Annotated in this window: 16 protein-coding genes; 5 read left to right on the top strand and 11 right to left on the bottom strand. The window is 68.7% G+C overall.

Going from position 1 to position 22872, the window contains the following annotated elements; genetic code table 11:
• Positions 1-31: 31 nt before the first annotated feature.
• Positions 32-2140, top strand: coding sequence for an IPT/TIG domain-containing protein (locus KEG38_RS22135; protein WP_272421674.1), 2109 nt, complete (start codon positions 32-34; stop codon positions 2138-2140).
• 19 nt (positions 2141-2159) lie between these two features.
• Complete coding sequence (locus KEG38_RS22130; protein ID WP_272421673.1) at positions 2160-4166, top strand: IgGFc-binding protein; 2007 nt, start codon at positions 2160-2162, stop codon at positions 4164-4166.
• A gap of 45 nt (positions 4167-4211) precedes the next feature.
• Here the strand turns inward: KEG38_RS22130 and eutB are convergent, their stop codons facing one another.
• Positions 4212-6668, bottom strand: coding sequence for an ethanolamine ammonia-lyase subunit EutB (gene eutB / locus KEG38_RS22125; RefSeq protein WP_272421671.1), 2457 nt, complete (start codon positions 6666-6668; stop codon positions 4212-4214).
• Positions 6669-6861: 193 nt separating this feature from the next.
• On the opposite strand from eutB, the gene KEG38_RS22120 reads away from it, so the two are divergent.
• Positions 6862-7899, top strand: a complete 1038-nt coding sequence (locus tag KEG38_RS22120) for a hypothetical protein (RefSeq protein ID WP_272421670.1) — start codon at positions 6862-6864, stop codon at positions 7897-7899.
• 9 nt (positions 7900-7908) lie between these two features.
• Here the strand turns inward: KEG38_RS22120 and KEG38_RS22115 are convergent, their stop codons facing one another.
• The 7 genes from KEG38_RS22115 to rd form a co-directional block, all read right to left on the bottom strand.
• Positions 7909-9315, bottom strand: coding sequence for a glycoside hydrolase 5 family protein (locus tag KEG38_RS22115; protein WP_272421668.1), 1407 nt, complete (start codon positions 9313-9315; stop codon positions 7909-7911).
• A gap of 51 nt (positions 9316-9366) precedes the next feature.
• A complete protein-coding gene (locus tag KEG38_RS22110; RefSeq protein WP_272421667.1) occupies positions 9367-9690 on the bottom strand; it encodes a hypothetical protein in 324 nt (107 codons plus the stop codon).
• A gap of 395 nt (positions 9691-10085) precedes the next feature.
• Positions 10086-12548: a hypothetical protein gene (locus KEG38_RS22105; RefSeq protein ID WP_272421666.1), complete on the bottom strand. Its 2463-nt coding sequence runs from the start codon at positions 12546-12548 to the stop codon at positions 10086-10088.
• A gap of 63 nt (positions 12549-12611) precedes the next feature.
• Positions 12612-14471, bottom strand: coding sequence for a hypothetical protein (locus KEG38_RS22100; protein WP_272421665.1), 1860 nt, complete (start codon positions 14469-14471; stop codon positions 12612-12614).
• Complete coding sequence (locus KEG38_RS22095; protein ID WP_272421663.1) at positions 14468-16177, bottom strand: OmpA family protein; 1710 nt, start codon at positions 16175-16177, stop codon at positions 14468-14470. The genes KEG38_RS22100 and KEG38_RS22095 overlap by 4 nt, the downstream gene beginning before the upstream one ends.
• Before the next feature lie 92 nt (positions 16178-16269).
• Positions 16270-18075, bottom strand: coding sequence for an IgGFc-binding protein (locus KEG38_RS22090; RefSeq protein ID WP_272421662.1), 1806 nt, complete (start codon positions 18073-18075; stop codon positions 16270-16272).
• A 442-nt stretch (positions 18076-18517) separates the two neighbouring features.
• Complete coding sequence (gene rd / locus KEG38_RS22085) at positions 18518-18688, bottom strand: rubredoxin (RefSeq protein ID WP_272421661.1); 171 nt, start codon at positions 18686-18688, stop codon at positions 18518-18520.
• A gap of 345 nt (positions 18689-19033) precedes the next feature.
• Here rd and KEG38_RS22080 point away from each other — a divergent pair, with 345 nt between their 5' ends.
• Positions 19034-19225, top strand: a complete 192-nt coding sequence (locus tag KEG38_RS22080) for a rhodanese-like domain-containing protein (RefSeq protein WP_272421660.1) — start codon at positions 19034-19036, stop codon at positions 19223-19225.
• Positions 19226-19242: 17 nt separating this feature from the next.
• Here KEG38_RS22080 and KEG38_RS22075 read toward each other — a convergent pair whose 3' ends face one another.
• Genes KEG38_RS22075 through KEG38_RS22065 form a run of 3 tightly spaced genes read right to left on the bottom strand, consistent with a single transcriptional unit; the run spans position 19243 to position 21817 of the window.
• The gene (locus KEG38_RS22075; protein WP_272421659.1) at positions 19243-20403 is read right to left on the bottom strand and encodes a DegT/DnrJ/EryC1/StrS family aminotransferase; all 1161 of its coding nucleotides are present in this window, start codon (positions 20401-20403) and stop codon (positions 19243-19245) included.
• A 12-nt stretch (positions 20404-20415) separates the two neighbouring features.
• Positions 20416-21417, bottom strand: coding sequence for a GDP-mannose 4,6-dehydratase (locus KEG38_RS22070; RefSeq protein ID WP_272421658.1), 1002 nt, complete (start codon positions 21415-21417; stop codon positions 20416-20418).
• 16 nt (positions 21418-21433) lie between these two features.
• On the bottom strand, positions 21434-21817 hold the full coding sequence (locus tag KEG38_RS22065; RefSeq protein WP_272421657.1) for a hypothetical protein: 384 nt from the start codon (positions 21815-21817) through the stop codon (positions 21434-21436).
• A 172-nt stretch (positions 21818-21989) separates the two neighbouring features.
• Between KEG38_RS22065 and KEG38_RS22060 the strand changes: the two genes are divergently transcribed.
• Positions 21990-22814, top strand: a complete 825-nt coding sequence (locus KEG38_RS22060) for an endonuclease/exonuclease/phosphatase family protein (protein ID WP_272421656.1) — start codon at positions 21990-21992, stop codon at positions 22812-22814.
• The last annotated feature ends 58 nt before the right edge of the window (positions 22815-22872 follow it).

Here is a 22872-nt window from a genome sequence, read left to right as displayed (position 1 = left end):
CGTACCTGCCTGCATCGCGTACACTCGTGGGGTGCGCGACCTCCAAGCCAGCCCGAAAAAGCTCTTCCTCCGGGGCTTCCTGCTCTTCGCGCTGACCGCCTCCGCGTGTATCGCCGGCGCGCCCGAGGGCATCCGTCGCCAGACCGACGGCGACGGAGACGATCCGCTCATCAATTTCGACGGAGGCGTGCCGCCCATCGACGCCGCGCCCGAGATCCCGAACGCGGATCCCTACGCCGTGATCGGCGCCGATCCCACGCACGGCCCCTTCACCGGCGGCCAGCGCGTGCTCCTGCGTGGCAACGGCTTCGCGGCGGCCACGCGCGTCTGGTTCGGCGAGGTCGAGGCCGACGCGTCCACGATGGTGCCGATCGATCCGACCCGCCTGCAGATCGTCGCGCCGAAGGGCTCCGCCGGCCCGGTCACGCTCACCGTGCAGAAGGGCGACGACGAATCGACGCGCCGCTCGCTCCCCGGCGGATACGCGTACGACGCGCTTTACGCGGCCCCGTCGAGCGGGCCCGTCTCCGGCGGCACGGTCATCGAGATCGTCGGTGACGGCACGAGCTGGGGGCCCGGCGCGATCGCCAAGATCGGGGGCAAACCCTGCACCACGCAGACCGTCAACGGACCGACGTCGATCACGTGCACGGTTCCCAAAGGCACGCCCGGCGCGAAGCCTGTTTCGGTCGACGCGGGCGACGGCCAGCCGATCGTCGTGCTCGACGCGTACACCTACGAGGACAGCACGAACGGCTTCAAGGGCGGCCTCTCCGGCGATCCGATCGCGGGCAAGCTCAAGGTGCTCGTCTACGACAACTTCACGGGCGACCCGATCCCCGGCGCGCACGTGATCGTGGGCAGCGATCTCCCGTCCGCGCTCGTGAAGCAGGTCGATTCGACGGGCGTGACGCTCTTCGACGATCCCTCGCTCGCCGGGCCGCGCACCGTCACCATCGCGGCGAAGTGCCATAGCCCCATCACGTTCGTCGACGTCCCCGTCGACACGGTCACGATCTATCTCGATCCCGTCCTGAGCCCTGCTTGCGTGGCCGACGGCGATCCTCCGCCCGTCGGAGGCAAACCCGGCGCGGGCGGCGGCGTCCGTGGCGAGCTCGTCTGGACGGGCAGCGTCGAGTTCAAGAAATCCCCTTGGATCAACGTGCCCGCGCCTGCCCCGGGCGAGCGCCAGGCCGCGTACGTCTTCCACGCGAACCTGGATCCGACCGCGACCTTCCAGCTCCCGCACCCCTCGACCGCGATCCTCCCCGATGCGCCCGGCGAGATCGGCTACGCGTTCCAGCTCGGCAGCAGCGCCGGCAATCGCGCGCTTTACGCGCTCGCCGGCGTCGAGACCACGAACAGCGTGCCGCCGAAGTTCACGGCGTACGCGATGGGCATGGTGCAAGGCGTGAGCGTGCAGCCGGGTGCGTACACCGACCAGGTCTACATCGTGATGGATCGGACGCTCGATCAAGCCCTCACGATGGACGTCGCGCCGCCCGCGCCGGGGCCGAAGGGGCCGGATCGCGTGCGCGCCACGGTCTCCGTGATGCTCGGCAACGATGGCTACGCGATCCTTCCTTCCGGCGTGAAAGCCCCGCTCCTCCCGCTCGCCGGGCCCATCCCGTTCGTCGGCCTGCCTGCGCTCGACGGCTCGCTGTTTGGCGCGACGTACGTTTCCACGGCCCGCGCGGTCACGGGCCCGCAGGCCTCTGCGCCGATGTCCGTCGTCGGCCGGCTGCTCTCCACGAGCACCGCACAAAACCTCGTCGTGGATGGGTTCGTCGGCGTTCCGACGCTGAACACGCCGGCGAGCGGCGCGGCCTGGGATGGCCGACACCTCGCCACCACGTTCGGCGCGGGCGGCTCGGCGATCGACCTCTCGGTCTACGACATCGCGAGCGGCGGCGGCCTCATCCGCTGGACCGTGGTCGTGCCCAAGGGCTCGCATACCGTCGAGATCCCCGATCTCTCGGGCTTCCCTTTCCCCGAAGGCGGCCTGCCGGGCGGACCCATCACCATCGGCGTCTACGGCGCGCGTGTCGACAAGTTCTCCTACGGCGCGCTCCGCTATCGCGACATCCGGCCGAGCGGCATGAGCGCCTACGCCCTCGATTACTTCAACGTCTTCCTGTGATCCGAGCGAGGACACGCGCATGAACGAGCGATCCAGGCGCTCGAAGAAGCTCGGCACGGGCGCCCTCGCCCTCGGCACGATGGCTCTGCTCGCGAGTTGCTTCGACAAATCCACCCGCTGGGAAGAGGTCGAGCCCAAGCCCCCGCCGCCGCCCGCGTGCGAGCTCGGCCTCGAACGCTGCACGACCGCGCTCGAGCGCTGCACGGACACCGGCGCGGGCCTCGCGTGGACCATCGTCGAGGACTGCGCCGCCGAGGGCCTCGTCTGCGCGCCGACCTTGCTCCGCTGCACGGCGTGCCTCCCGAATGGTGGGAGCTGCAAGGGACAGGAGGCCTATCGCTGCAACGAAGACGGCACCGCCGCGACGCTCGTCGACACGTGTGATCCGTCGAAGGGCATCGCGTGCCGCGTCGGGAGCTGCGTGGACCTCTGCGGCCGCGCGACCGTCGAGAAGAGCAACGTCGGCTGCGAGTACTGGGCCGTCGACCTCGACAACGCGATGATCGACGCGACCAGCAACGCGGCCGCGCAGCAGTTCGCGGTCGTCGTTTCGAACCCGCATCCGGACATCGCCGTCTCCGTGCGCATCGCGCAAGACGATGGCCTGCCAGGCTCTCCCGCGGCGCCTTACGACATCGCGACCGCGGTCATCGCGCCCCTGAACCTCCAGGTCTTCAAGCTCGGTCCGCGCGAGGTCGACGGCAGCCCCGAGGGCGAATACGACACGGGCACGCACACGGCGCTGACGAGGCACGCCTTCCGCATCCGCTCGGATTTCCCCGTCGTCGCGTACCAGTTCAACCCGCTGGAAAATGTAAATGTCTTCTCGAACGACGCGTCGCTCTTGAAGCCGACCGAGGCGCTCTCGTTCGGCGTCGAGGACAGCGTCATCACGTCGTACGTCGTCGTCGGCTGGCCGCAGACGATCGCCGCGACCGACGATCCCGACACGAACTTCAACCCGAACGACCCCACCCACCTCCGCTCGTTCCTCACCGTCGTGGGCACGCAGCCGGACACCACCGTGCGCGTGAAGACGAGGGCGATGGTCGTGGGCGGCGGCCCCGTGCCGGAGACGCCTGCGAACGGCACGGTCGAGGTGCGGCTCGACGCGTTCGACGTGCTCAACCTCGAGACGGGCGATTTCAACGCCGACTTCACGGGCAGCACCATCGAGTCGAACCGGCCCATTGCGGTCTTCACGGGCGGCGAGGCCTCGGACGCGCCCCATTTCCCGACCCTCGCGTATCGACGCTGCTGCGCCGATCACCTCGAAGATCAGCTCGATCCGATCCGCACCGCCGGGAAAACGTTCGCCATTCCGCACACGCCGAGCCGCACGCGTATGGTCAAGCAGGCCGGCGGGCTCATCGAGGAGGTCCCCGAGCCCGATTACGTGCGTTTCGTCGCCGCCTCGAAGGCCGGCGCGAAGATCACGACGAGCCTGCCGCCGCCCTACGACGTCATCGACCTGAAATGGCTCGGTGATTCTGCCGAGGTCACGGCCTACCGCAATTTCACGGCCGAGAGCACGGAGCCCATCATCGTCGCGCAGATCATGGGCAGCCAGGACGCCGCGGGCGTGCGGCGCGGCCTGCCCGGCGGCGATCCCAGCCTGCTCATCGTCCCCCCGCTCGAGCAGGCCCGGCCCGACTACGTCTTCCTCACGCCCGACAAATACGTATTCGATTACATCTCGATCGTCGTGCCGGCGGGCCAGGGCGTCCTGCTCGACGAGCTCCTCCTCGGCCCCGACGCCTGCGAGGTCACCGCGGCCGACGGCCTCACGACCGAGGAGCGCGGCGGCAATCCGCCCGAGCTCCTCGTCTACAACTGCCAGCTCAGCTTTCCCCTCATCCAAGGGCTCGCGAACTTCGTCGTCACCCTGCCGGGCAAACAAAATGACGGCGTCCACCGGGTCGTCGCCGGCGTGCCGGTCATCGTGACCGTGGGCGGGTTCGATTCGTATGTGAGTTATTCGTACGCGGCGGGCACCGAGCTCCGGGCGATCGCGCTGCCGCAATGATCGCGGAAAGGGGCTCGCCTTCACGGGCGAGCCCCTCGCACGACGTCAGGGCAACGCCTTCCCCTTGAGGTCGTTGAGCTGCGTCACCACCTGCTTTGCGGACTCGACCGGATCATTCTTCTTGTCCGCATTCAAGGCATACGTCGTGTCGGCGAGGCCGGCGAGGACGCTCGTGATGTCGTGGTCGACCTTGCCCGGCTCTGCCCAGTACGTGACCGTCGGAATTGTCATGTACACCGAGAACGCGCGGTGCTCGCTGCCCGGCCGCTCGCCGATGACGTGCACGATGGCCCGTCTGCCCTGCTTGTCCGCGATCTTCCCGAACAGGATCTCGCCGACGTGATAGCCCGCGCGCACGCGTCCCGCCGTGCACACGATGTGCTCGGGCGCGACCTTGTAACCGGCCTTTTCGAGCTCCGCACGCAGCGCCGGCAGGAACTTGTCGACGTGGCCCGCATCCGAGATCGAGAAGGCGTTCAGGCCCTCCGAAATCATGATCTGCACGTCGTACTTGCCCGCGTGTTCGTCGCGCAGCTTCTCGACCACGCGGACCGCGTCTTCCTTGAGCTGCTCGCCCGTCGGCGGGTGCAGGATGTAATCGTCACGATCCTTCGCGCCCGTCCAGACCTTCACCATGCTCGGGATCGTCGCGACGAACGCCGGATCGAGCTCGGCGAGGATGCTCTTCTTGCCGTCGGCCACGAGGGCGCGGATGTACTGGTCGAGCTCGGGGTTCAAATCCCACGGGTTCGTCCCGTAGCCCTCGGCGATGAACACGCCCCGCTTCTTGACGGCGTCGAGCGCAGAGGCCGTCTCCTGCGCATTCATGATCTCCTCGACCGTGCGCGGATCCCCCTTCGCTTGCAGATACTTCGCATAGACGTACTTCACGTTGCCGAAGTACTGCGTGGGCTTGCCCATGGCGTCGATCACGCCGAGCTCCTGGAAAAACGCCCACATCTTGTCGTCGACCTTGTAGCCGAACTTCTCGCGGATCCGGACGTGGTCTTGGAACGCGGTCGTCAGGTACGACAGCATCGGATCGTTCTTCGTGGGCAAACCCATGAGGTACGCGGGGTTCGCCGGCATGATCTGGTCGATGCACCAGTCGAGATCGTCGAGATCGACCGACATGTGCAGCGTCGAGCAGATATCGAGACCGATCGGCAGCCCGTGGAGCTTGCCCATCGCGATGTCCTCCAGGCAGCAGCGCACGAGCTGCTCCTTCGTGCGGAAGACCTCGGGGCCGATGAAGCCGGCCACGTCGTTCAGGTGCACCCACGGCTCCTCGGGGTTGCCCGCGGCTTTTTGCGCCTCGGCCACCCGCTTCTTGAGCGCGCGCGCAAAGCCGTACTTGCGCGCCTCGTGCACGACCATGTCGAAGCCCGCGCCGTGGCCGTTCGTCGCGTCCGCGCCCTGGCCCGTCTCGAAGTAGAGGCCGTATTTGCCCGAGCGCGTCGCCGCGTGGTTCAGCATCTTCTCCACGGTCACGTCGAACGTCGCGTTCGCGTCCGTCGTGCTGCCGAGGCTCTGGAACCAGAGCGCCGTCGAGCCCGGGAACTGCTTCTCCACCGCCGCCTGCACGTCGATGTGCGCGAGACAGCAATGCGGCATCGTGTCTTCGAGCTTGAACGTGACGAGCAAGTCCTTCAGCACCTCCTCGATGGCGTGCACGCTCGCGACCTCGCTCGACACGGGGTTGTTGCCGAGCACGACATCGCCGACCGCGAAGGCGAAGCCGTTCATGACCTGCCAGAGGATGTCGTTCGTGTCGTCCGTGGGCGAGTTCGGCTGGATACGCGCGCCCATGTAGCCCTTGGCGCCGATCTTCGAGCCCGGCAGCGGGTTGAACACCGTCTGGCCGAGCTTGATGAGCTCGTCGTTGCTCATGAGCTTCACGATCATGCCGATGATGTCGCTCGGCAGGCCCACCATGACGGCCTTGATCTCGTCCTCGGTCTTTTCGAGCAAGAACGATTTGAGCTCCGACATCTTCCAGGCGCGCGCGCCCTCGAGCGCGGGCGCGTCGGTCGTCTGGATGATGAGGGAATAGACCGCGTCCTCGAGCATCGGACGATCCGCGAGATCGCCGATCTTCGTGTTCGAGAGCAGTTTGCGCGCGTTCTGCCGCGACAGGTCGTCGACGGCCGCGATGCCGAGCGCCTCGTCGCCTTCCTTGTATTCGTTGGCGGCGCCGATCACGGCCTTGTAGAACTCGTGGTCGTACTTGCCCTTGACGCGGGTGACGTACGCGATGACGTCCTCGCCCTCCCTGATTTCCGGGATGGATACGCCGCTCGGCGCGGTGGGCGTCCCCGGATCCGGTTGGATGGGATCGGAGCCACACCCCGCCGCGAACGTCGCGGCGACGCCGCCAAGGAGCCCCATCATGAAGGTGCGACGGCGGAGCGCGAGGCGCGCCGCTGCGGGAAGCGCCGCGGCCGCCACCCGAATCTGCCGAGGTCTACGAGGACGAGTGAGCTCGTTTGTCAGCTTCTTCATGCGATCGTGCTCCCAAGCAACCATCCAAGGAGTCGTTACCCGCATAGCGGCGAGCTTCGTGAAATCGACCCACCACCCGCGGAAGGTGCCTTTCGAATAAAGGCACCCCGGATCGATTCTAGGCCCAGCGTCCTCGCTCTGGCAACGTCCTCGTCGCGGAATCGGGTATGGTGGTCACCGAGCGAGGCACGGCATGGCTTACAAACGGCAGATCGGAACTTTCGTGGGGCTCTTCGCGCTTCTGGGCGGATGCCAGATCGTTGGCAGCATCGAGCCGGAGCTCGTCCTCGCGTCCGGAGACGAGATCTGCGGCGACGGCGTCGACGACGACGGCGACGGCCTCACCGATTGCGCCGATCCCGATTGTGGCGTGAGCCTCTGCGTCCCGAACGCTCCTCCCGGCTGGGAAGGCCCGTTCTGGGTCCGCCACTCGGCCTGGGACGGCACGTCCGGGCCCGCGTGCCCCGCGGGCTTTTCGGGCTCCGCCCATTACATGTCCCCCGCGCCGGCGGCCTGCACACCCTGCGCGTGCAGCGACGTCCAGGGCGGCGCTTGCGCCCCGCCGAAATTCCGGTGCTGGCCCTCCAAAAACTGCTCGGGAGAGGTCGTCAACACAACGCTTCAAAACGTCGGGCAATGCGAAGCGCCCTTCGGCCCGTTCCCGTTCCCGTCCGCGAGCTGCCGCATCATCGGCCCGGGCGCCGTGCAATCGGAGGGCGCGTGCACGGCGAGCGGCGGCGAGCTCACGGAGCCGCAGCTCTTCCAGCAGATCGTCTCGGCCTGCGAGCTCGGCGCGGGGACTGGCTGCGCCGAGGGCTCCACCTGCGCGCCGCCGCTCGAGGAGGGAGCGCGGCTCTGCGTGCGGAGCAGCGGCGGCGGCGTATGCCCGAGCGGATGGGAAGCCGAGACGCTGACGGCCTATGCTGGCGGGCAGGACGCGCGAACGTGCGACGCTTGCACGTGCCAATTGGAGGGCGCCGGATGCGAGGGCGGCGCCTATCGTATTTTCGATACGAACAACTGCCAGCCGTCCGGCTCGGGCGCAGACGCGGATCCCCCGATCGACATCACGGGCGACACCTGCGTCGACGTCTCCACGCTCGCCGATTCCGCCACCTTCTCGATCCTCGCCCTCGAAGCCAGCGTCTACACGGGCGCCTGTACATCCGCGGGCGGCACGCCGAGCGGCGCGGTGCTGCTCGAGGGCGCCGTCAAGTATTGTTGCCGCTAAGCCGGTTGGTCATTCCACACGAAATCGAGGATCCTGCCGGATTTCGCGGATCCGCTCGCGCGCCCAGGGTTCGTCCGGGCCGATGTCGGCCGAGTCGCCGCCCGCGCCGATCGAGATCGTCCGGCCGCCCTCCACGTCGAGATTGCAGAGCCCCTCGCCCCAGAGGATCGCGGCCTCGATCGGTCGGCGCTCGGCGCGTGGCCTGGCCGGGCCGAGCACCACGTCGAAGAGCTGGCCGAGGTCGTGTTTCGCGCCGCCGCGGCAGAACTGCAGGGCGCTCTTCGGCACGTGCTGGCCGAGCTCGCCGAGCAGAAAGGGCAAACCGAGGCTCCGGGCGATCGTGAGGTCATGGTCGAGCTTCCACGTCGCGCGGGCGAACGCGGGGTCCTCGTTCGAAGGCGCGACGGTCGTGTACACGTGCGCCGTCCAGACGAGCCGCGCGCGAAGAGAAGCGGGCAGCGCCTCGATCCACGCGCGCTGAAAGGACACGTAGCCCGCCTCGTGCCCGCGCAGGTCGCCGAGCAGGATCGGGTGCGGAAAACGCTCGCCGAGCAGGCGGAGCGCGGGGCGCACGAAATCGTTCACCCAAACCGAGGCCTCCGGGCCGTCCCAGGTGCCGCGCGCGACGTTCCGGAACGTGTCGAGCTCGTTGACGAGCTCGAAGGCCAGGATCGCGGGATCTTGCGCGATCGCGGGCCTCTCGGCAAAGGCCTCGATGCGGTCGGCGAGGGTGCCTGCGCCTTTTTCTTTCCAGCCGCCTTCCAGATAAAAACGTCGGGCGAAGAAGGGGCTCTTCGGATCCTGGTCGTCGAGCGAGCGCGTGCTGTCCGGGGCGCCGTAGCCGGCCTGGTGGTTCTGTAGCGTGACGATGAAACGCAAAGGTCGCTCGCGGCGCGCGTTTTCGTCGAGCAGGAGCGCGAGCATGTCGGCCGCGTGCTTGATCTCGGTCGGCGAGCCCGTTTGCTTCAGCGAACCCCACAGGCGAACGACGGGTGCGCCGCTCCGGGCCACGGCGTCGAGCGCGATGCAGGCGACGCGGCGTCGATCGAGCTCGGTCGGCCCTCCCTCGTAGAGGAGTTTGTCGAGAAGATCGAACAGGTGCGTCCCGACGAACCGCAGCCGGACGGATCGACCGGCGAAGTCCTGCTCCATGTGCCCGACCGCGCCGGGTTTGGCAGGAACGACACGCGCCAATCCGTCCGGGCGCGCCCAAACCTCGGAGACTCCGATGGTCTCGGGGCAGGCCGGATGCGGACGCGGCGGCGCCGGTGAAGGCAGATCCGCGTGCAGATTCGGAGGCGGAGGCGAATCCGGAACCGACGTCGAATTCGTGAGCGGCGCAGGCAGGACGGCGTCGGGACGTGACGGCGCGTCACATGCGGCGACAATAAAAAAGAATGCCAGAAAAAGGCGCATGGCGGGACCGAGGAGGCCCGGCTTCCTCGACGAAAAGCCCACCACCCGAAATCACGAAAATAAAGTGGGGAGGAACTGCTGCATTTGCTTGGCCTGGGCCTCGGCGCGGGCGCGGCAGGCCTCGAGGCGGGCGCGCAGCGGGCCGTCAGCATCCCGGGCGCCGCGGCGAAAGACTTCGGCCGCGCGCTCATGCGTGAGCTTGAGCAAAGGTGCGAGGCTCTTCTGATCGACGCGCATCGGAGCGTCGAGGAGCACGATGCACGCTTCGGCCGCATCCCGCAGATCCGATGCGTCGAGGGCGTCGGCGACCGGGAGAAGCTCGACGAGCGACTGCTTGAGGGTGTCTCGCCCGCCTTTGGGTATCGCGCTGGACATGAGGATGGGTCCAGGATAGCGGAGGAATTCGGTTCGGCCATCCGGGGCGTTATTTGTCGCGACGCGGCAAGCACGCCTCCCGGTTGCCCCGCCTCGAAGCGCCAAGATCGTGCCGCAAGACGTGCAACCCGGACGGGTGATTTCGACAAGGCCGGCCGGGGGTCCCTGGAACCGGGTGTCCCGACAAACGCAAAACGAGCGAGAGGCGCGATCGGTGCGCCCCTCGCTCGCGAGAGCAGCAGCGTCCCCCCCGAGCCGCTGTCTGCTCTCCTGCCCGATCCTACCCCGCGCACGTCAAAAAGCCCCACGTCCGGAGAGCAATCCCCTGTGGGGATGTCGGTTTTTGGGGAGACGAAAAGCTAGAACATCGAGCGGTCGTCAAACCGCTCGATGTTCTAGCTGGAATGGGCCGAGGCGCCCTGGGGCAGATCGATCTCGGGCACGGTCGGGCGTTCGCTGATCGGCGTGACGCGATCGCCGGGCAGAGGCTCGGGGCGCGGCGCCGCGAGCCGGGTCGGCCGCCGCGCCGCAGGGACGAACGCAGCAGCGAGCAGCACGGAGGCACCACCGCAGAGCACGGCGGCGCTGTAGCCGAGGCGGAGCGCGAGCAGGGCGCCGCCGAAGAGCGCGAACGCGGCGAACGATCCAGCGACGGCCATCGCGAGGGGCAACGCGCGATCGGCGATCGAGGATGCGATGCGCACGCCGAGCGCGAGGAGCGCGCCGAGGCTGAGGCCGATCACGCCGAGGATCGCGGCGGCGACGCCGATCCGCGCCGGCAGCGTGAGCCCGAGGGCCAAACCGAGCGCCGGATCGAGGCCCATCGCGAGGGGCGCGAGGACGAACACGAGCGCGAGCGACCAGCGCTGCGCCGCGCCCCGCGCGCCCACATCCCCGGGCCGATGCCCGAGCCCGAAGCCCACGCCGAGCGCGAGCAAGAAGACGAGCGGCAGCACGAGCGCCACGAGATCCGCACGGCCCACGACCACGCCGAGCCGCGGAATCAGCGCCCCGCCGATGAGCGAGAGACCCGCCGCAGAAAAACCGAGCGCGAGCGCCGCGCGCAGGATCGATCCACGCGAAGCGCCGTCGAGCGTCCGCCGCGCCGCCACGAGCGGCCCGAGCAGCGCGATGAACGCGACGATCGCCGTCACCACGAGGCCGGCGGCGATCGTCAAGAGCCCTCGCTGGTTCTCCTTCAGCCCACGCACGTCGAGCAGCGTCTTCTTCAGGTTGCCCGGCGCGACCGTGGAGAACCAGAAGGGACGATCGTCCGTCGGCGGCCGGAGATCCGTGCCCTGCTGCGCCGAGAGCGCGGCCGGATCGGCCCCCTCGACGAGCAAGCGACGGATGTTCCCTTTCGGCGCGTCCGCCATGAGCAGCTCGGTGTACTTGTGCCGCCGGCAGTGCGACCGAAGGTTCGTGAGCTCCTCGGCGTGGAGCGGCGTGCGCTTCACGAGCAGCGAGGTGATCTTGTCCTTCGTGCAGCCGAAGAGGTGCTTCGCAGGCGTCTGTGCGCCCGTGTCGCGCAGCGCGCGCGTCGCGAGCGCGACGAGCCGATCCGCCTCCACCTCGGGGCGCGAGAGCGTCACGGTGCCCTCGGGCACGACCGCGAGCAGCAGATCTCGCACGGCCTGCGTCGTGAAGAGCGGGATCGGCGTGGCCGCGACGGCGCCGACCGGCGAAGGCGAGAAGGCGTCGACGTACCCGACGACGATGCTGCGATAAGGCACGGGCGGGCGCCTCGCGAAGGCGCGGGGTCCGTCGACCGTGACCCGGATCTCGGGTTTGTCGTAGAGCTCCCCGCTCCACGCGCGCGACTCGCCGCGCATGATCTCGTGCACGAGGGTCGGGTCCGGCTCGACCGCGTAGATCTCTTTCTGGTTCTGCCGAAGCGCGGACCGGAGCCCGCGCCCGCCGGCCGATCCCACGACGAGCACGGGCCCCTTGTCCTTGTGGAGGACGTAGCCGAGCTCGTCCGGCGAGGCCGGCGGCGTCTGCTTCCCCTCGTAGATCGGCGTGCCCATCGTGCCGTCGGCGCGCAGCCACGCAGCGCCCGCGGAGGGTTTGTCCACGGTGAGCAGGCCGCGGTTCGTCCAGCGCTGGAAGGCGACGCGCTCGATCTGGATCCACCGGATGGTCGCGAGCTTGAGGTACGGCGCGCCGATCTCGCCCGCGAGGAGCACCGAGCAGCCGAGCACGAACGTGGTGACGACGCCGAGGTGCACCCGCGGCGACTCCGCTTCACCGGACGACCCCTCGCCCTCGGTCTCGACGAACTCACGCCGCGCCGCGACCGCGAACAGCGCGGCCGCGAGGCTCGCGGCGATCGCCGCGCCGAGCCCCACCCGCGCAGGCCCGAACCGCAGAACGAACGCCGCCACGACGACGCCACACGCCGCGCCGAGGAGCCCGCTCTTGCCGACGTCGGCCACGCGCCGCCGCGCCACGCCGAGCGCGCCCGTGAGCGTCACGCCCGCGAGCAGGAACGGCAGGAGCGAGGTGCCGAGGAAGATCGCGAGCTGGCCGAGCGCCGCACGATCGAAGGTGTCGACCGAGCGAGCGCGCACCCCGACCACGACCGAGACGGCCATCGCGCCCGCGGAAAGCGCGGCGAAATGCGCAACCGGCGCAGCGCTGCGAGGAGGCTTCCCGATGCCCCGCACGACCGATCCGAGGAGCGCCCCGAGGCCAAGCCCGAGCGGCAGCAGCATGAACCACACGAGCTCGAAGTGAGGCCCGAGCAAGGCGGAGTACAGCCGCACGAGCGCGATCGAGAGCACCACGAACGCGGCGAGGTAAAGCGCGATCCCCCCGGCGAGGGCCCTCGACTGGCTGACCGACATTGCGAGGGACATCGTCTAGCACGGGTCGAAGCTCGTTGACCCGCCGAATCTCTCGCGGCCTTTCGCTCGCTTCCCTCAGCGTTCTTTGCCGAGCGGCGAGAGCGGCCACGGGCGCAGCAGCGGAACGGCCGCCATCGGGCCGCTTTGCCGGAGCGCGCGGGCGCACTCGTCGACGAGCAGGCGCCGCGGCCCGAACGCCGTCCCGTTCGCGGCATCGGCATCCATGAGCCGCGTGGGCGTGTCGCGGCCGAAGTCGTCGGGATGACCGGGATCGTCGAGCAGCACGTGCCCGAGCTCGTGCGCGAGGGCGAAGCTCGCGCGGTCGGCCCGGAGCGCGGCGCGATCCGTGATGAGCACGTTACGCACCGCGCCACCGTCGGCGCCGATGAAGCTCTCGCCGATACGGCCACTGCCCGCGAAGTTCGGAACCACGATCACCTCGATCGTCGACGGATCCCCATCGTCGAGCGCCTTGATGAGCGCGCGCTCCTCGACCGTGCCCGCGATCGCGTCGATGTCGTTGAAGTGCTGCAGCCCGTCTTCGAGCTCGACGCGCCCGATGCACGCCGTGAGCAGCGTGTCCGTGCTGACCGGCCCCGACGCGGGCGGCTCGACGAGCGCAGGCTCGCCGCTCTTGCGCCGCACGAGCACGTCGGAGCTCCCGCGCGCGCCCGCGGCGATCGTCGCGTTGTCCGAGACGCGGGCCACGAAGCCCGCCGATGCGATCGCCGTCGCGAGCACGCGCGCCGCGCCCGCGGGCGTCGTGCCCTTCTCGAGCGTCACCGCGATCTCGCGCCCGTCCACGCGCACGCGCACCTTGCCGCCGCCCGCCGCGGGCAAGCCATGATCACAACCGAGCGCCACGAGGTGCGGGCGCGGTGGATCCACGATCGTGATCTCCGTCTCGGCGGGCGGCCCGAAGCTCACGCCACACGCGCCCCACAGCGTACTCGCTTGCGCCACGTCCGCGCGCGCGAGCGCCATCGCGCCCGCGTCGTCTCCGCCCACGGGCGGCGGCCCGCCCGATCGCGGACGCACGAGGAACACGCGCAGCACGCCGCGGTAGCGCACGAGCGAACCAAGCGGCGATACGCGCGGACCTGCAACGCGCAGGCCTCCGAGCTTGCGCGGCTCGCCGAGCAGCGCGACCTCCACCGCGCCGCCGAGCTCCGCGCGCACCGATCGATCACGCACCGTCGGGTGGTTTCGATCGATCTCGTCCGGCACCACGCGGATGGGCGCGGTCGAGGCGCACGTGAGCGACGCGCCCACGCCGTCGGGACACGGAACCGGCCCGAGCATCAAGGGCTCGAGTCGATCGACGATCGCGCCCGACGGCGCGCGGCCCGTCACGCGCACGACCGGCGGCAGATCGTCCGCCGTGGCCACGACGACGAAGCGCACCGCGTCGGGGTTCGTGCTCTTCGCATACGGATCCGCCGGCAGCCGCTCGGGCGGCGTGCGCTCGAGCGAAGCGTGCGAGCGCGCCGGATCCACGAACCGGCCCTGCCCATCGACCGGCCGCACGTCGATCGCCGTGATCGTACGCGTTCGCCCGAACGCCTTCACCTCACCGCGCCCCGGCCGCACGGCCTGCAGCGCGATACGCTTCGCGCCCGCGGGAATCACGCTCCCCGAGAACGGCCGCCCATCCACGAGCAGGCGCGCCACGTCGCCGCGGACCTCGATCGTTCGATCCTTGCCCTTCGGCAACACGAGCTCGAACAGGTCCGTGGACGGCGCGACGACGTCCTGCTCCGCGTCGGGCCGACCATCGACGTCGTCGTCGTCGCGATCGACGCCGAGCACGATCCGATCGTCGGCCTGCGCCGCGGGCAGGTATTCCGTGCTCCCCTGCCCCGCGGCCGCGAGGACGATCCCGAGGACGAGCGCGCGCCCGAAGGGCCTTCCGCGCTCGCCTCGGGCGAGGCTCACCGCCCCTCGATCGCCTGCGTGACGATGTGGAACTCGACGCGACGGTTGCGCGCCTGCCCCTCGGCCGACGCGTTGCTCGCGACCGGCTTGCGCGCGCCAAAGCCCTTCGATTGGAGCCGGTTCGCTGCGATGCCACCCTTGTTGATCAGGTAGTCGCGCACGGCCGCGGCGCGGTTCGCCGAGAGCTTGTCGTTGTACTCGGGCTTGCCGACGTCGTCGGTGTGGCCTTCGACGCTGACGAGCTTGATCTCGGGGTTCGCCCTGAGCAGGCGCACGACCTCGTCGAGGATCGGGTAGCTCTTCGGCAGGATCACGTTGCTGTCGAACTCGAACTCGACCTGCTTCGTGATCTGAATCTCGCTCGATCCGCTGATGCGGCGAATGAACTGCGGGCACCCTTCCTTCTCGGGATCGTCGCCGCGCATGCCCGGCTCCTTCGGGCACTTGTCCTCGACGTCGGGCACCGTGTCCTGATCGGCGTCGTCCTCGGGGCAGCCGTCGCGATCGTCGATGTTGTCCTTGTCCTCGGGGACGGCCGGGCACTTGTCGACGTTGTCGGGGATGCCGTCCTTGTCGAGATCGGACATCGTCGGACAGCCGTCGTCGGGGTTCGGCGGCGCCTTGTCTTCCTTGTCGACGGGGCACATGTCGACGAGGTCCGGGAAGCCGTCCTTGTCCGTGTCGACGTCGTCGCGGAACTGGTAACGCGCCGAGCCCGCGCCGACCTCGGTGTCCTTGAGCTGGAAGGCGCCGCCGACGACGGCGACGATGCGCATGTCGGGCGCGTAGCCGCCTGTGAGGCGCGAGCCGATCGAGAGGCCCGCCCATGAAATTTTCTTCGCGTCGAGCGCCATGCGACCCGAGAGCGACCACTCGAGCGGCGAGGCGTCGAGCTCGCCGAGCGTCTCGGGGAGCATGCCCACGGAGCCGAAGATCTCGGCCCCGATGCGAAGACGATCCTGCATGAGCGGCACGTAGCCGCCGACGCCGTACGTGAGCTCGCGACCGACCGTGAGCTCGTGCAGCTTCGCGGTGGGCCGGATGGAGAAGCCCGCGTTCACCGTGATGAAAAACTTCTTCGCGTCGTACTCCGTGGCGAGACCGACGCTGCCCCACGCTTCCTTGTCACCGCCGAACGAGAACTCGTCGCCGGTCGGCAAGAACGCCGACGCGCGCAGGCCGAGCTTGAAGGACTTGTCCTCCGTGCGGAACACGATGAAGCGACCGTCGAGCCGCATATCCATCGGCGCGAAGGCTTGCATGTTGACGTTCTGGTTGAGCGCGACGGCCGAGTTGCCCGTGGGGTTGCCGCTCTGGTAGAGCGCGAGCGGCAGCGTCACCTGCACCGCGCCGCGCTCGAGGATCTCGGCACCGGCCGTGATGTACGCCGTGAGCTGATTGGCAACGGGCGGGCCTTTGAGCGTCTCGGCCTTGTCGAGGTTGTCGACGTGGTTGTCGACGCGCAGCGGGTTCAGCGAGAAGCCGAGCCCGAACTGGCCGTAGAGGCGCGTCTGGCCAATCTCAGGGCGCCAGATCCCGAGGCCGTCGGCAGGCGCGCCGCCGATCTGCAGCCGGTCGAGGTAAAACGTCTTGTCTTGCGCGTGCGCCGCGAGCGGCACGAGCAAGGTCGCAAGGAGGGTGGCGCCGGGCAGCAGGGTCTTCTTCGCCCGCACTGCCCATGCGGGTCCCGTATGTCGTCGAACCATCACGCGATGTCCTCTGTATCATTGTCCCGGCCAGACCGGGTGACCGTTGCGCGCCCTCCCTTCACGCAAGGTCACCCGGGCGTCATGGACGGTCACTTCGGCGTCGGCGGAACGACGATCTCGTTGATGGGCAGGAATCCGGCGCCCGCGGGATAGGCGTACGAAACGCGGAGCGTCTGCTGCGTCGTGCCCCAGCCCCACACGGTGGCGCCGAAGGGCTGCGTGCTCGACATCTCCTGCGGCCCGTTCGTGCAGCCGTCCACGCCCTGGAAATCACCCTTCACGAGGTCCACGCGGGTGTACTCGTAGTCGCCGATGGCCTGCCACCCGTCGAGCTCGCCCTTGCACTTCAGCGTGACGGGGGCAAACTCGCCGGTCACCTTCGACTTGACACGCACCACGACGAGGCTCGTCTCCGGGTACGTCGGGTCCGTGAAGAGCACGTAGCGACGCAGGAACTGCTGCGGCGGCACCACGTTCACCCAGTCCGGATCGCCGACGGCCGCGAACGGCGCGCCGCCCGTCATGTAGGCACCCAGGTAGAACGGGTGCTGCACGTCTTGGCTGCGCACGACGAACGGCCCCGGATCGTCGAACTCGAGGACCTGGCCCTGGTTGATCGTCGTGGGCGCGCCCGCGGGCTTCGTGGGCGTCCAGGTGAGGGCCGTCCCGTCGACCGCGCCGACGAGCCGCCACCGCGACGACTCCTCCGACCCGCTCGACCGGCTCTTGTACCGCACGGCCACGTATTCGTTGCCGAGCGCGCGCACCGGCGCGAGCTGCTGCTGGCCCGAGTCGCAGTCGTCTTGCATCGACGGCACGTTCATGCATTTCGACGCGCCGAACACGCCGATCGGTTTGTCCGAGGCGATGGGGCTGCCCGTGAGCTCCTCGGGCTGCGTGATCTGCAGGAACTGGCCCGCGTTCAAGATGTAGTCGACGGGCTTGTTCACCTCGGATGCGGGGACGCCGCCGCCGCCGACGACCGCCACGTTCGGCAGGAGCGTGACCTTCGTGTTGTCCTGGTGCGCGAGGATCGCCATCGAGGGCCAGGCGTCGGAGAAGATCTCGCTCGCCTTGTACGCGTTGATGGCGAGATAGTTGGTGTCCCAAGCACTCGTCGGGAGCAGCAGCGTGGCCGAGGTGACGTACGCCTGACCGCCGCCGTACGGCGAGATCTGGTAGGCCACGACGGGGTAGTCCGTGGTGATGTGGAAGGCGTCGCCCTTGCCCGTGTCGATCACGCCGGTCTCGAGGTTCAGCGCCGCGGGCTTCGGGCAGTCGACGACGCTCGCGCCCTGCGACTTGCGCGACAGGAACAGGATCGCCACCTGTCCCACGTCGATCCCCGTCGCCGCGTTGTACGGGTCGTACTGGATCGCGCCGTTCGCGCCGATGCTCGGGATGTACGCGAACGTCGACGGATCGAGCGTCGAGCCCTTGCGCGAGACCTCGAGGTGCACCGGCTTCGACCAGGTATTCGCCACGAATGCGGCGAAACAGGCGCCGTCCGCCTGCGGGCGGAGCGCCGTCTTCAGCGCCCAGTAATCGCAGCCGTACGAGCTCTTCGACTCCTCGGCGGCCTGGCAGGGGTTGTCGATGCACTTCGCATTCGCGCAGCCCTGGTCCGAGGTGCATTGCACCTTGACCTGGCCATAACAATCGACGACCGCCGTGAGATCGTTCGAGCACGTGTCATCGCAGCCTACGCCGCTGTCGGTGTCGATGATGACGCCGCCGGAGCCGCCGTCGCCGCCTCCCCCGGGTCCTCCGGGCCCCGAGCCCGGGCCCGACGCCTCCGGGTCCGAGTATGAATCGGTGCACGCGGCATACGCCGTGGCGGCGAGGAGCGCCGAGATAGCGAGCGAGAAGCTCGAAGCCCAGCTGGACTTTTTCACGCAAACCTCCCTTTCCGGCAATGGGTCACGAGGGTACCACGATCAGCAGGCTTCGGTACGGGGACAAACCCCGACTTCCTCCGCGTCTTCCCGGACGAACACCCTCGCGGAGACAGGCTCCGCGCGGAACGCGCGCAGCGAGGCCGGATCCATACGTCCATTCGAATGCGCCGTTCCTTTCCGTAGCAACCCACTTCTCTGGGCTGCTCGCCCGCTCGACGAACTGCCAGACTCGACCAGCCTTCGTCGGCAGCACCGACGAAGGGCGTCGGTGGTGTATCCTCTATAACCTTTAGATAGTAAGTAACGGACCGATCCTAGCCGACGTGGAAAAGTCCCGTCAAGGTCCGCCTCGCGGCCGCCTCGCCGGGATCTTGCCGTGTGCGACGTCGTGGGCCCGCACGCCCCGAGCGCACGAGCGGGCCGACGACGCTATCGCGGCTCAATCGTCGATCGGCTCGAAATCGGCCTTCGAAGCTCCGCATTCAGGGCAATACCAGTCGTCCCGGATGTCCTTGAACGCCGTACCCGGCGCGACGCCGGAGTCCGGATCGCCGATCTCCGGATCGTAGACGTAGGAGCACACGAGGCAGCGGTATTTCTTTTCCTTCATCGGCATCGTCCCTCGCGAAGGGGGCCCTTATATCCTCGACCCGCCTCGAAGGGTAGCCTCCTGAAAGCCGAAGTTTCTCCACGAGCGAAACGAAAAGGCGCGTGGCCGCTGCGTCAATTGCAAGACGCTGGAAAACCGCGGATCCTTCGGATCCCAACGAACGATCCGCTTGGTCATCAGCAACACGCTCCCCTGGCTGAGCATCCCGATCCCCGCGGGATATCGGGTCTTCACGCACCGGAGCGTGGGCCTATTGCTACCTCCTGCCCTTCGGCCTCATCGAGAACCTCGGCGCGCTCACGACGATCGTGGTGATGGCCGTGTCCCGTTCGAAACGCGCTCGTCGTGCTGCTCTCGCGGTCCGGGGATCGATCGGCGACGGCGGCGAGACTGCTCGAAGCGGGCGGGATGACGTTCGTGGCCTCGATGGAAGGCGGGATGCTCGCCTGGAGGAACGCGAGGTATGCGACGACGCGTGATCCGTCGTTTCGAACGCGTACGATCGAGACGCTCGCGTGGTCGTTCGGCTTGTTCTGACGCCGAAGCGTTTCAGTTCAGCCCGGAAAAACTTCCTGCAGCGACGCGTCGAGCGCCGCGCACACCTCGTCGACCTGCGCGTCGGTCATGCGCGGGTAGAGCGGGAGCGTGAGTTCGCGCGGGGCGAGCGCGTCCGTGCGCGCGAGGCCCTCGCAGCGGACACGCTCGGTGGCGCCGTGGAAGGAGAAGGCGTGGATCGGCGGGTAATGCACGCTCGTCTGGATCCCGCGCGCCTTCATGGCCGCCATCACAGCCTCGCGCGGCGCGCCCTCGGGCAGGAGCACGGGCATGATGTGGTAGGCGCCCTCTCCCACCCCGCGCGACTCGAAATCGCGGAACGGGATGCTCACGCGGCCGATCGTGGCGAGGCGCTCGTGGTACCGCATCACGACCGCGCGGCGCATGCGGTTGCCCTCGGCGAGGCGGCCGAGCTGCACGAGGCCGATCGCGCTGCGGATCTCGTCGATGCGGTAGTTCTGCCCCGCGAGGACGACGTCGTACGAGAACGCGTGCCCCTTGTGGCGATCGAGCGTGAGTGTGGTCATCCCGTGCGATCGCAGGAGCTTGCAACGCTGCCTGAGCTCGTCCGTGCGCGCGGCGACGGCGCCGCCCTCGCCGGTCGAGAGGTTCTTGTTCGAGAAGAAGCTGTAGCAACCGACGTCGCCGATCGTCCCGAGCGCGCGACCCTTCCAGGTCGCGAGCGGTGCGTGCGCCGCGTCCTCGATCACCGCGACGCCGTGCCGCTCGGCGATCGCGAGGATCGCGTCCATGTCGCACGGGTAGCCGGCGTAATGCACGACCGCGATCGCCTTCGTCCGCTTCGTGATCTTCCGCTCGACGTCCGCGGGATCGATCGTGAGATCGTCCGGCCCGACGATGTCGGCGAGCACGACGTCCGCGCCCGTGGTGAGCGCGGCGTTCGCCGTCGCCACGAACGTGAGGCTCGGGCAGATCACCTCGTCGCCGGGGCCCACGCCCACGGCGAGGTAAGCGAGGTGCAGCGCCGCCGTGCAGTTCGTCATGGCGAGCACGCCCGTCGTGCCGAACGCCTCGCCGAGCGCGCGCTCGAAGGCCTGCGTGCGCTCGCCCATCGTGAGCCAGCCGGAGGCCACGACATCCGCCGCGGCCTGGGTCTCTTCAGGGCCAAAATGAAGGTCGCAGAGGGGGATCTTCCACATGCTCGGATCCGATCAGATCGCGTACTCGTCCGGCCGATAATCGGCGATGCGCTCGAGGACGTACGCCCACGTCTTCTGGAGGCCCTCTTCGAGGGTCACGCGCGGCTCGTATCCAACGAGCTCCTTGGCCTTGCGGCAATCGGCAAGCAGGAGCTCGACCTCGCTCGCGTCGGGCCGCACGCGCGCGTCGTCCGTCTCGAGGCGCGCCGGTTTGCCGGAAACCTCGAAGATGAGCTCGGCGAGCTCGCCCATGGAGATCGTCCGGCCGCTGCCCACGTTGATGACTTGCCCGAGGGCGCGATCACTCGCGCCGACGGCGAGGAAGCCCGCCACGGTGTCGTCGACGAAGTTGAGGTCGCGCTTCGGCCGCGTGCTGCCCACGCGCACGACGTCGCGCCCCGCCGCGAGCTGCTTCATCACGCTCGGGATGAACGCGCGCGACGATTGGCGCGGGCCGTACGTGTTGAAGGGGCGGATCGTGGCGACGGGCGTGCCGAACGAGAGGAAATAACTCTCGGCGAGCTTGTCCGCGCCGATCTTCGTGGCCGAGTAGGGCGACTGCCCCGTGAGCGGGTGCGCCTCGTCGATCGGCGCATACCGCGCCGATCCGTACGTCTCGCTCGTCGACGTGTGCACGACACGGGCGCCGTACTCGCGCGCCGCTTCGAGCACGTTCAACGTGCCCGACACGTTCGTCGCGACGTACTGGTGCGGGGCCACGTACGAGTAGGGGATCCCGATCAGCGCGGCGAGGTGGAAGACCACGTCCGCGCCCCGCACGAGCTTGCGCACGCCGGCGGCGTCCTCGACGTTGCCGAGGACGACCTCCACGTGCCCGAGCACGCTCGAGGGGACGCGATCGAGGTGGCCGCGCTGCGAGCTCGACGTGTAGCGGACGAGCGCGCGTACGTTCGCGCCCTCGCGCACGAGGGCCTCCACGAGGTGACTGCCGATGAAGCCCCCCGCGCCGGTCACGACCACGCGCTTGCCTGCGTAAAACGAGCTCGCTTCCATCACGGATCCTGGTTCGTCACTTGACGATGATGTCACCGGCCGGCGCGCCCGCGCCTTCGCTCATACCCTTCTCGCGGTGCACGCAGAGGCCCTGCTTGCAGTAGCTCTCGGGCGTCGGCGAAGCGCACTTGAGCTGGGGCTCCTCGCACTGGCCCTTCTTGTAGTTCGCGGCCATCGGCTTGATCGTGTCGAGCGTCTGACCGTTCACGGGCTTCGCGCAGCCGGGCCACTCGCTCTGCTTGCAGTCGGCGTCGACGTTGCAGTGCTGCGCCTTGTTGAGGAGGTCGAACGCCTCCCCACGGATCTTGTCGCACTCCTTCGGCTCCATCTTGCTCGAACACCCGAGCGACGAGAAAAGGGCCAAGAAGGCCAGGGCTCCCAGGGTCACGACACGCTTCATCGCCTCCGTCCTTTCCGTTCCGAGCGCCTTGCTACCACGGCTCGGCGCGCACGTCTCGGTCGGCCACGGAGGCCGCGCCCGCGCGCGCGCTCGGAGTCCGAAAAAATTACGCCACGCGACGCCCCCTCGGCCGCTCGCCTGAGCCGCCATCGTGGCGTAGCCCGAGAGGAGCATGGAACGGCTGCGCGTCCTCACGCTCAACATCTGGAACAAGAAGGGTCCCTGGGAGCGGCGGCTCGAGCTCATCCGCGAAGGCATCCGCCGCCTCTCACCGGACGTCATCGGGCTGCAAGAGGTCATCTTCTACAACGATCGCACGCAGGCCGACGAGATCCGCGATGGCCTCGGCTACGACGCCGCCTTCGGGATGGCGCACGATCTCGGCGACGGGATGCACTTCGGCAACGCCGTCCTCTCACGCTTCCCGATCGAGAAGCGCATCGTGCACCCGCTGCCCACGGCCGGCGACGAGGAGCGGCGCGCGCTCCTCCACGCGAAGATCCGGACGCCCGCGGGGACGCTCCCGTTTTTCGTGACGCACCTCAACTGGAAGTTCCACGACGGCGTGGCGCGCGAGTCCCAGGTCGTCTCCATCGCCGAGTACGTGATGCACGAGACCCCGATCGGCGCAGATCTTCCGGCCGTGCTCGTGGGCGACTTCAACGCGGTGCCGAACTCGGCCGAGATGCGCTTCTTGCTCGGGCTCCAGTCGCTCGGAGGCAAGAGCGTGCACTTCACCGACTGCTTCGAGCACCTCGGCGCGCCCCCGGGCTACACGTTCGACTCAGAGAAGAACCCCTACGCCGCGCTGACGCACGAGTTCCCGCGGCGCATCGACTACATCCTCGTGCGCGGGCCCGAGCTCGGCACGGGCCGCGGCAAGCCGCTGTCGGCCGAGGTGGTGATGACCGAGAACCACGACGGCGTCGCGGCCTCGGATCACTACGGCGTGTTCGCGGAGATCAACGTGAAGGAGCTGGGCCAGCGGCTGCACTAGCGCCACGATCGGAAGAACGTTCGAGGCGTCTCGCCGGGGTTTCACCCCGGACCCGACC

Source organism: Polyangium jinanense, assembly GCF_028435265.1.
Classification (GTDB): Bacteria; Myxococcota_A; Polyangia; order Polyangiales; family Polyangiaceae; genus Polyangium; species Polyangium jinanense.
This window is presented reverse-complemented; position numbering and strand designations above follow the sequence as displayed.